The sequence below is a fragment of the uncultured Methanofollis sp. genome, from assembly GCF_937919355.1.
In the GTDB taxonomy this organism is placed as follows: Archaea; Halobacteriota; Methanomicrobia; order Methanomicrobiales; family Methanofollaceae; genus Methanofollis.
Genome location: NZ_CALFSA010000037.1, coordinates 15,365 through 29,848 on the forward strand (window position 1 = coordinate 15,365; position 14,484 = coordinate 29,848).

Annotated in this window: 14 protein-coding genes; 12 read left to right on the plus strand and 2 right to left on the minus strand. The window is 60.2% G+C overall.

The window, feature by feature from the left end; translation table 11 throughout:
• Positions 1-19 precede the first annotated feature (19 nt).
• From Q0520_RS01945 to Q0520_RS01990, 10 genes are all read left to right on the plus strand, one after another.
• Complete coding sequence (locus Q0520_RS01945) at positions 20-1,222, plus strand: magnesium transporter (protein ID WP_298665887.1); 1,203 nt, start codon at positions 20-22, stop codon at positions 1,220-1,222.
• 72 nt (positions 1,223-1,294) lie between these two features.
• Positions 1,295-2,488, plus strand: a complete 1,194-nt coding sequence (locus Q0520_RS01950) for a potassium channel family protein (RefSeq protein WP_298665889.1) — start codon at positions 1,295-1,297, stop codon at positions 2,486-2,488.
• Positions 2,489-2,515: 27 nt separating this feature from the next.
• Positions 2,516-4,360, plus strand: coding sequence for a DHH family phosphoesterase (locus Q0520_RS01955; protein ID WP_298665891.1), 1,845 nt, complete (start codon positions 2,516-2,518; stop codon positions 4,358-4,360).
• Between the two features lie 87 nt (positions 4,361-4,447).
• The gene (locus Q0520_RS01960) at positions 4,448-5,431 is read left to right on the plus strand and encodes a DUF3821 domain-containing protein (protein WP_298665892.1); all 984 of its coding nucleotides are present in this window, start codon (positions 4,448-4,450) and stop codon (positions 5,429-5,431) included.
• A gap of 143 nt (positions 5,432-5,574) precedes the next feature.
• Positions 5,575-5,826 carry a hypothetical protein gene (locus Q0520_RS01965; RefSeq protein ID WP_298665894.1) on the plus strand — a complete coding sequence of 84 codons (252 nt, stop codon included), beginning with the start codon at positions 5,575-5,577 and terminating at the stop codon, positions 5,824-5,826.
• A gap of 27 nt (positions 5,827-5,853) precedes the next feature.
• Positions 5,854-6,051: a hypothetical protein gene (locus tag Q0520_RS01970; protein ID WP_298665896.1), complete on the plus strand. Its 198-nt coding sequence runs from the start codon at positions 5,854-5,856 to the stop codon at positions 6,049-6,051.
• A 117-nt stretch (positions 6,052-6,168) separates the two neighbouring features.
• Positions 6,169-6,648 carry an ATP/GTP-binding protein gene (locus Q0520_RS01975; protein ID WP_298665897.1) on the plus strand — a complete coding sequence of 160 codons (480 nt, stop codon included), beginning with the start codon at positions 6,169-6,171 and terminating at the stop codon, positions 6,646-6,648.
• 87 nt (positions 6,649-6,735) lie between these two features.
• Positions 6,736-7,065 (plus strand): hypothetical protein, encoded by a 330-nt coding sequence (locus tag Q0520_RS01980; protein ID WP_298665899.1) that lies wholly within the window; start codon positions 6,736-6,738, stop codon positions 7,063-7,065.
• 3 nt (positions 7,066-7,068) lie between these two features.
• On the plus strand, positions 7,069-8,724 hold the full coding sequence (gene ade / locus Q0520_RS01985) for an adenine deaminase (protein ID WP_298665901.1): 1,656 nt from the start codon (positions 7,069-7,071) through the stop codon (positions 8,722-8,724).
• The gene (locus Q0520_RS01990) at positions 8,721-9,572 is read left to right on the plus strand and encodes a methanogenesis marker 8 protein (protein ID WP_298665903.1); all 852 of its coding nucleotides are present in this window, start codon (positions 8,721-8,723) and stop codon (positions 9,570-9,572) included. The genes ade and Q0520_RS01990 overlap by 4 nt, the downstream gene beginning before the upstream one ends.
• 26 nt (positions 9,573-9,598) lie before the next feature.
• Here Q0520_RS01990 and Q0520_RS01995 read toward each other — a convergent pair whose 3' ends face one another.
• Positions 9,599-10,384: a heparan-alpha-glucosaminide N-acetyltransferase gene (locus Q0520_RS01995; RefSeq protein WP_298665905.1), complete on the minus strand. Its 786-nt coding sequence runs from the start codon at positions 10,382-10,384 to the stop codon at positions 9,599-9,601.
• 220 nt (positions 10,385-10,604) lie between these two features.
• Here Q0520_RS01995 and Q0520_RS02000 point away from each other — a divergent pair, with 220 nt between their 5' ends.
• Positions 10,605-13,607 carry a PAS domain S-box protein gene (locus tag Q0520_RS02000; protein WP_298665907.1) on the plus strand — a complete coding sequence of 1,001 codons (3,003 nt, stop codon included), beginning with the start codon at positions 10,605-10,607 and terminating at the stop codon, positions 13,605-13,607.
• Here the strand turns inward: Q0520_RS02000 and Q0520_RS02005 are convergent.
• Entirely contained in the window at positions 13,590-14,138 is a 549-nt protein-coding gene (locus tag Q0520_RS02005) for a diacylglycerol/polyprenol kinase family protein (RefSeq protein WP_298665909.1), read from the minus strand. The genes Q0520_RS02000 and Q0520_RS02005 overlap by 18 nt on opposite strands.
• 86 nt (positions 14,139-14,224) lie before the next feature.
• Between Q0520_RS02005 and Q0520_RS02010 the strand changes: the two genes are divergently transcribed.
• Positions 14,225-14,413, plus strand: a complete 189-nt coding sequence (locus tag Q0520_RS02010; protein WP_298665911.1) for a hypothetical protein — start codon at positions 14,225-14,227, stop codon at positions 14,411-14,413.
• The last annotated feature ends 71 nt before the right edge of the window (positions 14,414-14,484 follow it).

Genomic DNA, 14,484 nt, shown 5'->3' on the forward strand with positions numbered 1-14,484 from the left:
GCAATGACGGAGGCTGAGGATGAAGGCGGGAAACGGTGCGAGGCGCGAGCGGCGCCTCTTCCTGACAGGGCTTGCGGCACTCCTCATCAGCACCGCGGTTGCCGTCGTCGCCGGGTCCTATCTCTCCTCAGTCCGTGAGGTCCTCGTCCTCATCCCCGGCCTCCTCGTGCTGGTGCCGCCGACGATCAATATGCGGGGGAGCATCTCCGGCGTGCTCGCCTCCCGCCTCTCCTCGTCCATGCACCTCGGCGAGTTCACGACAGGGTTCCACAAAGACGGCGTCCTTGCCGAGAACCTCCACGTCTCTCTTATACTCACTCTTGCGACCGCCGTCGCCCTCGGCATCGTGGCGCGCCTTGCAAGCGTCGTCGCCGGTGTCGAGGTGATCGCCACAGGCGACCTCGTCCTCATATCGGTCCTCGCCGGCATCGTCGCCGGCCTCATCGTCATGGGCTTTACCGTCCTCGTCTCCGTCCTCTCGTACAGGCAGGGCATAGACATGGACATGATCGCCGCCCCCGCCGTGACGACCCTCGGCGACCTCGTTACGATCCCGGTCCTCACCATCACGGCCGTGACCGTCCTCTCCTTCCCCCCCGCGACGAGGACGCTCCTCCTCGGGGTCGTGCTCGTATGCACCGCCGCGGCCTGCCTCTACTCCTGGTCACAGGGCGGGCGCGTGCGGCGGATCTCCACCGAGGTCCTCCCCCTCCTCGTCTGCCTCTCCGTCCTCGGGACCTTTGCCGGCGTGACCTACACCCTCGGCCTCGACCGCCTCGTGAGCATGGCCGCCCTCCTCATCCTGATCCCGCCCTTTGCCGGGATCTGCGGGTCCATCGGCGGCATCCTCTGCTCGCGCCTCGGCACCGAGATGCACCTCGGCATCATCACCCCCTCCCTCACCCCCTCAAGGGAGGTGCTGGTGCAGTTCGCCCACACCTACCTCTTCACCTTCCTGCTCCTCCCCCTGATGGCAGCCCTCGCGCACTGTGCGGCCCTCCTCCTCGGGGCACCCTCCCCCGGCCTCATCCCCATGGTCACCATCGCCACCCTCGCCGGCGCGGTCGTCATGACCCTGGTGAACGGGATCGCCCACCTCACCGCGACGATCTCCTTCCGGTTCGGCCTCGACCCCGACAACTTCGGGATCCCGGTCATCTGCTCCGTCATCGACCTCCTCGGCGCCGTGGTCCTTGTTGCGGTCATCGACCTCGTCGTGTAAGAAAGGCCGGTGTGCAAACTGCGCATTAATATACTCTCGTAACACTATTGAGAGTGAAGACGGTACAGATTCATGATGGAAGTCGAGTATCAGCCGACCAGCCTCAAGGATGTCCTCATCGAAATGAAGGATATCTCTGAACTGATGGTTGACCTTTCCTATTCTGCAATTCTCTTTGAGAGCCGCGAGATCGCCGGCGAAGTCGAGAACCTCGAAGAGGTCATGAACAGGCACGCGTACCAGGCACGGATCTCGGCGATCCTGGGGGCGCGGCGGGTTGAGGAAGCCGAGGCGATGAGCGGACTCCTCCAGATCGCTGAGTCGGCCGAGAGGATCTCCAATTCTGCGACGGAGATCGCACGACTCATACAGAGAGGAGCAAAGTTCCCGCAGAAACTCCGAGACGCCCTGCCCGAAGCCGAAGAGGTGACGGTCAGGGCCGAGGTGCATGCCGGGTCTCTCCTTGACGGCACGACCCTCGGCGAGGTGAAACTCCAGAGCCGGTCGGGTATGCGCGTCATCGCAGTCCGGCGAGGTACAGGCTGGATCTACGACCCCGACAAGTATTCTAAGACCCTTGCCGGTGACATCATCCTCGCAAAGGGCCTCAGGGCCGGGATCACGCCCCTCTTTACGATGTCCGGCGCAAAGCCGCATCCACACAGGGAGTGGGTCCAGGCCGGGTGCGTCGACGACCTCGACCGCGCCGTCGCCCTCATGATCGAGATGAAGAACCTCTCCGAACTGGCGGTCGGCCTCGCCTATACCTCTCTCCTCTTCACGAACGAGGACATTGCGAAGGAGGTCGTCGTCCTCGACGAGAGGATGGAAGAGATGCGCTACCAGTTCGACCTCTGGCTCCTTGAGGCGGCGCGGCGGATCGAGAACGTGGAATACCTCCGCGGCCTGATCCATCTCTCCTCCTTTGCCGGGACCATCACCAGCGCCGCCTCGGCCATCGTCGACGTCCTCCTCCGCGACATCGAGATCCCGCCGGTCTTCAGGATGATCGTGCGCGAGTCCGACGAGATCATCACGCGACTTGAGGTGAAAGAGAGGTCGGCGATCGCCGGCAGAAGCCTGCGCGAGGCCTCGCTTGCGACGGTGACCGGCATGGTCGTCTTTGCGATCCGGAGCAGAGACGGCAGGTGGAAGTACCGTCCGGGACGTGATGAACGCCTGCAGGCAGGCGATCTCATCATCGCAAAGGGACGGAGAGACGGTGAGGAACGTCTTACCGCCCTCTGTTCGGGTGAAAATACATAAGCACTTTCCAGACAAGAGAGTACGAAAATGGCGAATACAGAAGATACTATTGTCTATGCCCTTGGCCCCAATTGCGGGATCGAGGACGTTGAAGAGGGAATGATCTATGCCGGGACTGTCCAGGGCTTTGCAAATTTCGGGACCTTCGTGCAGTTGAACGCCCGGCTGAAGGGGCTTGTCCACAAGAGTAACATCCTCCAGCGCCACGAAGAACGTGACCAGATCTACGTCAAGGTCATCAATATCAGGAATAACGGCAACATCGACCTCGCCGAGGTGGTCCCGGAGGTCTTCAGGCTGGAGACCGTTACCCGCCGCGCGCATGTGACGAAACTGGGGGAGATCCAGTCCATGGTGGGCAGGAGCATCACCCTTGAAGCCCAGGTCGCGCAGGTCAAGCAGACCAGCGGCCCGACGATCTTCACCCTGGTCGACGAGTCCGGGAGCGGCAATGCGGCGGCATTCGTCGAGGCCGGGGTCAGGGCGTACCCTGAGGTCGACCTTGGAGATGTTGTCTGCGTCTCCGGCGAGGTTATGCGCCGGCAGAACCAGCTCCAGATCGAGGTCAGTTCGATGGAAGCGCTCACCGGCGACGATGCAAAGGTTGTGCACGACAGGATCGAGGCCGCCCTCGACGCACGGGCAGAGCCCGAGGACGTCCCCCTCCTTGTGGAGAGCGAGGTCCTCAGACAGCTCCAGCCCGAGATGAGGAAGGTCGCCAAACTGATCAGGCGCGCCGTCTTCGAGGCCCAGCCGATCATCCTCCGCCACCATGCCGACGCCGACGGCATCTGTGCGGCGGCCGCCGTCGAACAGGCGGTCATCTCCCTGATGCGGGAGGAGGGCGACGACCTGGACACGGCGTACTATCTCTTCAAGCGTTCCCCGTCCAAGGCCCCCTTCTATGAGGTCGAGGACATCACGCGCGACCTCGACTTCGCCCTCAAGGACCACGAGCGTTTCGGGCAGAAGATGCCCCTCATTGTGCTGATGGACAACGGATCGACCGAGGAGGACCTCCCCTCGATGAAGATGGCGCGGGTCTACGACCTCCCCATGATCGTCGTCGACCACCACCACCCCGACGCCATCGTCGACGAGTACGTCATCGCCCACGTCAACCCCTATCATGCAGGCGGCGACTTCGGGATCACGGCCGGCATGCTCGGGACCGAGGTGGCGCGCCTCATCAACCCGAAGGTGAGCAACCTGATCCGTCACCTCCCGGCCGTCGCCGGTGTCGGCGACAGGAGCGAGGCGCCGGAAAGGCAGCGCTATCTTGACCTGGTCGCGGACGAGTACTCCGAGGACGCCTGCAAGGACATCGCCCTCGCCCTCGACTATGAGCAGTTCTGGCTCAGGTTCAACGACGGCAGGGAACTGATCAAGGACATCCTGAACCTCAAGGAGAACCGCGACCTCCAGAAGCGCTACGTGGACCTCCTTGTCGAGCAGGCCAACGAAGCGATCGAGGACCAGATGGCCGCCTCGATGCCCCATGTGGTCGAGGAAGTCCTCCCGAACGGCGCCCATCTCTTCAGGATCGACGTGGAGATCTTCGCACACCGCTTCACCTTCCCGCCGCCGGGGAAGACGGCCGGTGAGATCCACGACCGTCTCTGCCAGCAGCACCCGGGCGAACCGGTCGTCACCCTTGGCTTCGGCCCGGACTTTGCTGTGCTCAGGTCCCGCGGCGTCCTCATGAACATCCCGAAGATGGTCCGCGAACTCCGCGACGAGATCACCGGTGGCGGCATCAGCGGCGGCGGCCACCTTGTCGTCGGGTCCATCAAGTTCGTCGAGGGTATGCGCGATGCCGCCCTCTCCGGCCTGGTCGAGAAGATCGGCCAGGCAGAAGTGGAGGAACTCTGATCCCGGGACTGGATTCCCAATCTTTTTTCTCCCGCCCTGTCGAAAGGCATAAATGACGTGACTGATATGAGGGGGTGAGGGAATCTTATGAATCCACGCTATCGTTCACTGCCGGCTGTATTCTTTTGCACCATTCTCCTCCTTTCTGCGGCAGCTGCAACGCCGGTCGCGGCAAGAGGGGCAACAATTTCCGATGTCAGTCCGGGAGATACCATATTTGTCTATGAGACCGGGTTGAACCTGACAGCCCTCAGGAATGCACCTGATGTTCCGGTCACGGCTCTTCGTCTGTACACCGACAATAACCCTGCAAAAGGGGTGGCCAATGAGATATCGGTCGAGGACGATACGAACTTTGAACTAAGAAAAGTCGATGTCGAGGACGATGCTGGCACATATTATGCCTATAGTCCGGGAATAGACGCAGGCAACTGGATTATGATCCGCTATCCCGAAGTGGAGATTGATGCGGTCCTTGCAGCACCCAATCATTCAGATAGGATATCTGGCATCTCGATACCCATCGGGACACCCATTGCAATCAAACTTTCCTCCCGTGTAGGCCAGAACTATCGGGCAGGGGATACAACGGCCGCCGTTGAGATCGTTATTATAACACCTGGAGGTGCTGAACTCACATCCTTCCAGGGTGTTGATTATTCAAATATCCCCCTCAGGGGGTCAGAGATATACACCGACGACCCGGGCATGCCTGGAGCACTGGTGCTTGATAACCTCGAGCAGGGGACATATAAGGTCCAGGCCAGGTGGACATCGCCGCAGGGATTCGCGGACTATGCGGATGACTCCAATATTATCACGTTCTCTGTTGGCGAGAAGATCGCGGTGAACACGACCCCGACAACGGCAACGACGACAGCACCTACCACCCTCCCGACGACAGTTATAACGACGACTGCGACAATGACGGTCCCGACACCGTCACCGTCCCTGACAACGGCGGCAACTACAACACCAATGCCGGTGACGACCATGACACAGGCATCAGGGACTATTATCCCTGCCCTCGGAGCAGCGGCACTCCTCCTCTTTGCGCTGAGAAGGCGGTGATCTCTGATCCCCGTATTTTTAAAGGGACTCATCCGGGTAAGACCGTAGGGGATTTCCCGATGTAATCGCTCCGTTGTCCGCTCCTGAAAACACAAACTATTTATAATGCGCAGGATACAAGTCTAACACGCTGAGGTATTGAGATGAATGGAAAAAAGAGTATCCGGGAGCAGTATAACGAGACTCAATGCCGGATTGTTCATTACCTCAAATCAGGCATACAAAGAGGCAAACACTATTTCAAGTCGAAGTACATCGCTCACGATCTCGGGCTCTCTGCAAAGGAGGTGGGGACGAACCTTGCCATCCTCTCGGAGATCTGTGACGAACTTGAGATTACCCGCTGGAGTTACTCCAATTCCACGACATGGATGGTCAGTCCGCGCGCAGCATAAGTAGTATCATGTGCCATACATCAGAGCATGGAAAAAATCATCTCATTTGAATCAGAGATCGAGTTTGTTGCACGGGTCAACGAGCACAAGGACTGCATCATGCAACAGGGACCAAAAGGTGGCGGTGACGAAGACCCTGCCCAGCTCTGGTTCAATATCGACGTCCCGAAGGGACATGGCCTCAAGGCCGGTGACAGGGTGAGGGTCACCGTCGAGAAGATGTAAGGAATACTCACGGGGCTGATCTGACTTTTCTGGTGCCTTCAATTTTTTTTTAAACTTTGATTTTTTGTGCAATCCATATCGAAATATCAAAATAGGGCAGTGCCCTAAGCATTGGTGATGGCACACGGTAAGTTCAAGCTCTGTGTCTTCGGGCCGTACAATGCCGGCAAGTCCAGCCTGATCCAGTGTCTGGACCCTGCCGCCCGGCATATCGAGGCACGGTGCGAGGGTGGAACGACGACGGTCGCCCTGGATTACGGGAAGGTCCAGGCCGGGGGGGAGACGATCTATCTTTTTGGAACGCCCGGTCAGGAACGTTTTGAGTTCGTCAGGCAGATCCTCGCCCGCGGCATGGACGGTGCCATCGTCGTTGTCGACTCGACGGCTGGCCCCGACCCCATGGTCGAGCGTCTCTCAGAGTGGCTTGTCACAAGAAATGTCCCGTACGCCATCATGCTCAACAAGTGCGACCTCCCCGGTTCGTCTCCCTCCCGCTTTGCCCGTGAGAACGGGGACGCACCTGTATACCTTGTATCCGCGAAGTCCGGGGAGAACGTGCATGAAGCGCTCTCATTATTTATCCAGAATCTGAAATGATTGTGTCACGACAGCAGACCAAAGGATATATCTTTTTTCAGCAGTGACACTCTCATGGTGGCCTGATTGAAGATTGGACATTCCCTTTTGATATGGATCTGCCTCTGCATGGTCGCGGGGACTGCCGGGTGCACGGCAATAGGTTTCGGGGACGTGCGCTATGCAGACGGCGACCTGCAGGTTACGGTCGATAACCCCTCGGGAGCGGTGAACGGTACGGTCCAGGTGACGGTCTTTGAGACCCGTGACCTCAAGCAGACGGAGGTGGCGAAGATCGCCCGTGCAGAAACCCTGCCCGCCGGTACGACGACCCTGACCTTCCCGATAGACCTCTCGCCGGGAGACTACAAGATCTACCTGTATTTCATGAAAGGCACCGAGAGGACAGTGTCTGTGATCAAGGACATCCAGGTGTGAGAGATGGGACGGGTTCTCAGGGTGGCGCAGGGCCATGAACCTGCCGACCGCCTCTTCACGCATCTTTTCCTCTATAACCCCTTCTCCTGCTCCTGGGCCGAGACCTCCTTTGCAGTCGCCGACGGCATCGTCGTCGGGACAGGCGAATACGAGGCGAGGGAGACCGTCGACCTCGGCGGGGCGCGGGTGGTCCCCGGCCTCATCGACGCCCACGCTCATATCGAGAGTTCTCTCCTGGTGCCCGGCGAGTACGCCCGGTGCGTCGTCCCCCACGGCACGACGACGGCCGTCGCCGACCCCCATGAGATCGCGAATGTCTCAGGTATCGAGGGACTTGAGTTTATGCTCGCCGAAGGGAGAGAGGCGGGGATGTCCATCCTCCTCACTCTCCCGTCCTGCGTCCCGGCCACGCCCCTCGACATCGGCGGGGCCGAACTCTCTGCCGACGACCTTGCGGCATACGCGGACGCCGAGGGTGTCGTGGGCCTCGGCGAGGTGATGAACGTCCCCGGCGTCCTCGCGGGAGACCCGGAGGTCGGGAAGAAGATCGGGCTCTGTGCCGTGCGGGACGGTCACGCCCCCCTCCTCTCGGGCAAACCCCTCAACGCCTACGTGCTTGCCGGCATCCAGAGCGACCACGAGTGCACGGCATGCGCGGAGGCCGAGGAGAAACTGAAACTCGGGATGTACATCATGATGCGCGAGGGCTCGACCGAGCAGAACATCACGGCCCTCGCCCCCCTGCTGACGCCGTGCACGGCGGCACGCTGCTGCCTGGCGACAGACGACCGCCACGCCGACATGCTCGTCTCTGCGGGGCACATCGACGATGCCGTGAGGAAACTCGTGAAAGCCGGTGTGTCCCTGGAGACCGCCCTCCGTGCGGCGACCCTGACGGCGGCAGAGCGTTTCCACCTCGACGACAGGGGTGCGATCGCACCCGGGCGGCGTGCCGACTTCTGCGTCCTCGCGGAGGGCGAGGTCTTCAGAGTGAAAGAGACCTATATTCTCGGCAAAAAATACGAAGACCCCGGCTTCAGGCAACCTCTCTGCCCGCGGCCGCGGTTCACCTGCCCTGTGCCGGCTCCAGAAGACCTCGCGGTCGGGGGACCGGGCAGGGCGCATGTGATCGGTATTGTCCCCGGACAGATCGTCACCGAGTCCCTCTCCCTGGAGGTGACAGACGTCCCTGACCTGGAGAGGGACATCCTCAAGGTCGTCGTCTGCGACCGTTACCGCGGCACGGGGTGCGGTGTCGGCCTGGTCCACGGCCTCGGCCTGAAGGACGGGGCGATCGCAACAAGCGTCTCTCACGATGCCCACAATGTCATCGCCGCCGGTGTCACCGACGCCGATATCATCAGGGCGATCAGGGAGGTCGTCGGGCACAGAGGCGCGATGACCGCGGTGAGAGGCGGTGCGGTCACCACCCTGCCCCTTGCCTGTGGCGGCCTGATGGCGACAATGCCCTACCCTGAGGTCTGCGAGGCGCTAAAGCGCCTTTCTGCGGAGACGAAGGCGATGGGGGCGGTGGACCACCCCTTCATGTACCTCTCCTTCCTGGCCCTCACCGTGATCCCGCACCTGCGGGTGACGACGCGGGGGGTCTTCGACGCCGACGCCTTCAGGGACGTCCCGCTCTTTTCGGAGGAACCATGAAGGACGAGCATATCCTTGAGGCGATCGGGAAGACGAGGGTCGTGGTGCGGGACGGCAGGGTCGTCGAGGTCGGGCGACCCCTGATCCGCTCCTGCCCTCTTGCGGAGAAGTTCTCCTGCCCTGTCCACGAGATGACGGAAGGGGCGATCAGGGCGAATATCGAGGAGAGGATGCGGGCCTTCGGCATGTGCACGCCCGACCGCCAGGTGACCGACAGATCCGACTTCGTTCTCTTCGGGGCGTCCGAGTTGATCTCGTCGGCCCTCAGGAACGGGCTTGTGCGCTCGGCTGTCATCGTCTGCGACGGCGCCGGCACAGTGGTCGTCACCGCGCCCGACCTGGTGCAGGGCATCGGCGGCCGGGTCTCCGGGATCATCGCGACCTCCCCGATACCGCAGGTGATCAGGAGGATCGAAGACCTCGGCGGCCGCGTGCTCGACCCGGCGACGGCGCGGATCGACATGCCCGCCGGTGCGGCACTCGCCCGCGACCTCGGCCTCTCTCCGGCGGCAGTCACGGTTGCGACCGCGGACGATGCGGAAGCAGTGCGGGCCGCACACCCGGACGCCCTGATCATCGCCGTCCACACGACCGGCGTCTCTGGAGAGGAGGCGCGGCGCCTTGCGGCCGTCGCCGACCTGGTGACGGCCTGCGCCTCGGCCGCAGTCCGGGAGGAGGCCGGGCCCCGCGCCCTCCTCCAGGCAGGCACGGCGGTGCCGGTCTTTGCGATGACCCCCTCAGGCAAGAGGGTGGTGCTCGCAAAACTCCAGGAGACGGACAGGCAGGTGCTGGTCAGCGGGAAGGCGCTGCCCGCGGCGGGCGGGCGGGACCCCGAACCCCTGGTCTGATCTTTTCTCAGGACCCGTTCCTTCCTTCACCCGGTCGCGGCCATGACGAGGAGGAGGACCGCCACGATCACCGGCTGGTGGAGGAGGTAGACCGCAAGCGAGTTCCTGCCCATCACGCAGAGGGCGTCCACGCACTTCCCCCCCATCGCCGGGACGCTGAACCGGCGTCTCCCCCCGGGATAGAGGACGAAACCGATGGCCATGCCGATGAGGGCCACGCCGAGCCAGGGGACAAGGGGGACATAGTCGACGCTGTAAAAATCGGCCGGGTGGATGCCGAGGGGTATGAGCCAGTACGGCCCGGCGATCTGGCTGAAAGGCACGGCGGCAAGGATGATCGCGGCGCCGACGAGGAGGTTCCCCCTTCCGAACCGCAGGAAGAAGGGGGCGGTGATGATGGCGAAGCCGATGAGGTGGAGAATGCCGAAGACGATGAAGCCCTCGCCGAGGAAGAGCCAGGTGACAAGGGTGGCAAGCATGCCGAAGAGAAAGATCTTCCCGCCGCGCCGTGCATACCCGGCCCGGAGCGAGAGCCCGCTCATCTTCGACCGTCTCCTCTCGTAACTGATCGGGAGGGAGAGACCGGCGAGGGCGATGAAGAGAGTGGCGGTGGCAAGGGCGAAGTAGCGCCAGAACCCGCCCAGCACATCGACGGCGGCGATCCCGAAGAACCAGAGGTCGAAGAGGACGTGGTAGACCACCATCATGACGATGGCGATCCCCCGCAGGAGATCGATCTCAAGGAAGCGCCGTGACGACGAGTGCGTGGAGAAGACCTGTCCCCATCTCAGGGCACATGACCGTGCGTCCATGTTTATCCTCTCATTTCCCCCCGGTTCTCTTTCCGAATACTATTGATATCAGGACATCTTAAGGTGCCCCGTCTATCGTGCGGGGTAAACTGCAGGGGTCGATGACAGGTACGGAATGGTGCCGGACAGAATGGAATTCCATATATACTGTAAAAAATATATCGCACGGTGGTGAAAGAGAAAATCACTGTTCATCAACTTGTTTTCTCGGGAGAAATCAATGATAAGTCTTCTGCTGGTAGACGACGAACCTGCCCTCCTCGATATCGGCAGGGTGTTTCTGGAAGAGAGTGGCGACCTTCGCGTTGACATAGCCACAACAGTTACAGAAGCACTGGATAAACTCCGGGAAGGCAGGTATGAGGCCGTCGTCTCAGACTATGATATGCCTGATATGGACGGGATCACCTTCCTCAAGGAGGTCCGTCTCTGCCGTCCCGACCTCCCATTTATCCTATTCACGGGGAAAGGACGGGAAAAAGTTGTCATAGACGCCCTGAACAGCGGAGCCGACTTTTATCTCCAGAAAGGAGGCGACCCCGTAGCCCAGTTCACGGAGTTGTCCCACAAGGTCCAGCAGGCAGTACGAAGGAGAAGAATGGAGTGCGAACTCCGGAAGTCTGAGAAAAATTACCGTGAACTTGTCGACAACCTCCCGGAGATCTTCTTCAAAACAGACGTCAATGGAAATCTTATCTATATCAATCGCAGGGGTCTCGAAGCCCTGAACCTGCCGGAACATACGGCACTGGGGAAACCATGGTATCTCCATATCCTCCCAGATGACCGGCGAGACGCAGAGGAGGCATGGGACCGCCTGGTACGCACTGACACCCGGGTGCAGGGCCTTGAGGTCCGGGTCCTGACCCTGTCAGGGAAAGAGGAAACAATGCCAGTCCTTTTGAACCTTACACCCATCATGGACGATACCGGTCATATCCTTGGGGCACAGGGCATTGCAGTCGACATATCCTGGAAAAAGCAGACTGAATCAGCACTTCATGAAGCCGAAGCACGTTACCGTATCATTGCCGAGGGGATTGCCGACGGCGTGACCACCGCAGATCTGGAAGGTGTCATCACCTATGCCTCCCCTTCGATGACTTCTATCACCGGATACGGGATCGGAGAGATTGTTGGTCATTTCTTCCGCGAGTTTGTTGCCGAAGAGGACCGGGGCATAATCGACACCTGTTTCCGGAAAACTCTCCGGGAGGGAGAGAAATTTGACAGGCTCAGGATCAGGGTGAAGAGGAAAGATGGAGTCTCTATCGACGGCGAGATCAACGGTGGCCCGATACTGCGGGACGGCGCGGTGATCGGTGCACAGAGTGTCATGCGGGATATCACCCAGCAGGTGCAGATCGAGAAGGCCATCAGGGAGAGTGAAGAGTGGCTAAATGTCACCCTCCACTCCATCGGTGACGGAGTCATCGTTACCAATGCAGACGGGCGGGTGAAACTCATCAACACCATGGCCGAGTCCCTGACCGGGTGGCAGGAGGAAGAAGCGATAGGCAGACCTCTTACCGACGTCTTCTGTATAATTGATGAGAGGACATCCCGTGTCCTTATAGACCCTGTCCTGAGTGTGACCAGACCTGATAGTCCCGGTCTTTCTCCGGACAACACCATCCTTGTCTCCCGCGACGCCGTAAACCGGGTGATCGCCAGCAATGCCGCACCTGTCATGGACAAGACCGGCACGGTACTGGGTACGGTGCTGGTCTTCCGTGACGTCACGGCAGAAAAAAATGCGGAGGAGGTCAGACGTCGCCTTGCGGCCATTGTCGAATCATCGGACGATGCGATCTTCGGGACGACGGTGGAGGGGTACATCACGGACTGGAACCGCGGGGCCACACGGATATATGGATACGCCGGTTATGAGGTAACAGGATGTCACGTCTCCATGCTCGCCCCCCCTGAGCGCCGCGAAGAGTTCATGGATGCAATACGAGAGATCACCAGAGCCGGCCATAAGAACTCCTTTGAGACGGTCAGGGTGAGGAAGGACGGGAAAGAGATCGTTCTTGCCGTTACAATATCCCCGATCCGTGACGAAGACGGGACAATTATGGGGTTCTCCACCATCTCACGAGACATCACCAGTCGCAAGGAGGCGGAGCAGGCACTCAACAAGAGCAGGGAAAGACTGGAACAGGTCGTCGAGGGAGTGAAACTCGGTACATGGGAGTGGGACGTCCCTACAGGGAAAGTCGCATTCAACCGGCACCTTGCCGCCATGCTCGGTTATCCACCTGATTGCCAGGAGGCAGACGCACGGGCGATCGGCACGCTGGTCTCTGAGGCAGATTATGTCCCTGTAAAAGAGGCTGTTGTTGCCGCACTGAAGGGGGTGTCTCCCATCTTTGTAAAGGAGGTACATCTCACGGGCGATATGGGCCGTACCGTGCTGCTCCAGGCCAGGGGGACTGTGGTCGAGAGAGACGATGCCGGTCGTCCTGCACGCCTGAGCGGTATCTGTCAGGACATCTCCGAGATCCGCGGATATCAGGAGGCCCTGAAGAAGGCAAACAAAAAACTCAACCTCCTGAACAGCATCACCCGCCACGACCTGCTCAACCAGACGACGGCATTGCAGGGGTACATGACCCTGATCAATCGTGCAGTCGGCGACGGAGAACCTGTAGTCAGGAATTATCTCCGTGTCTGCAGCGATCTGATCGGCAGGGTTCAGCGTCAGGTTGTCTTTACGCGTGATTATGAGAGCATGGGTGTGAATGCCCCGACATGGCAGAATGTTGGAGATATGGTGAGAAAAGCGTCTGCCAATCTGTCTCTGGGTACGAGAAAGGTATCCATCACCGTCGAGACGGGGGATGTCGAAGTCTACGCTGACCCTATGTTTGAAAAAGTGCTCTTTAATATTTTTGAAAATGCTCTCAGGCACGGTGAACGGGTGACCGAGATCAGGGTGTCTTTCTGTGAGATCGGGAAGCAGGGCGTCATCACCGTCGAGGACAACGGCACCGGCATTGCCAGGGATATCAGGGACAAGATCTTTCTGGCCGGTTATGGAAAGAACACGGGATATGGCCTATTTCTTGCAAAGGAGATCCTCGACCTCACCGGGATCGGGATCTCCGAGACTGGTGGGGGAGGGGCAGGCGCGAGGTTTGAGATGACGGTGCCGGAGAGGGGGTACAGGAGGATGCAGGGGTCAGGCACGCCGCCCGGATGTTCAGGGGAGGAGCGTTAGGACACACCCTGCCACAAGGGGTATGACAAGGTTGTCGTCGATAGGGGAGAGGAGTTCGGCAAGAGTTGCGATGGCGGCGACAACGAATGCGGCGGGAAGCGACAGCACCGGCAGGAGGACGAAGAAGAGTGCGAAAAAACCTGCACTCGAACCTTCGAGGGTTTTTCCGTTGATGATCCGGTGCTTCCCGAAACGGAGGCCGGCGAGGGTGGCAACCGAGTCGAGGACGGTCAGCGAGAGGACGGCGACGAAGGCGACCTGCGGTGTGAAGGCCACCGAGCAGAAGAGGGCGCTTGCAACAAAGTAGACCGTGCCTTTTCCCGGGAAGACGTTCTCTCTCTCAAGGGCGCCGATGATCTCGGTGATGCCGGGGACATACCAGCCGCGCAGGAGTGCCTCGATGAGCATGAGGCCGCCAAGAAGTCCCGACGCGTAGATGAATACGGCAAGGCCGGGCACAGGTACGAGGAGGATGGATGCGATGCCCAGACCGAAGACGAGGTGGACTACCTGGCGGCCGTACTCGTGCATGCCCTGCGTGGCATGTGAAAGGATAAATTCCTGTGGATCACCTCTTTCGAAGGATTAATCCCCTTCACAACAAAAAATTGTGAGGTATGGCTGAAGATATCTATGAGGAGGTCGTCTGCAACCACTGCGGTGGTCTCGGGTGCACCAACTGCGACCGCACCGGCAGGGTGCTTGTGCGACGGCCTGCAAAACGCTGCGGACGGTGCGACGGTGTCGGTTGCATCTACTGCGGCTACACGGGATGGGAAGGCGTGAAGGGGAAGTACGAGGAGTAAAGCCACACTTTTTTTTTGTCGGGCGGGATTTCTGTATTCTCCGTGAGAGTACGCCGCCGTCGGACGCTCGG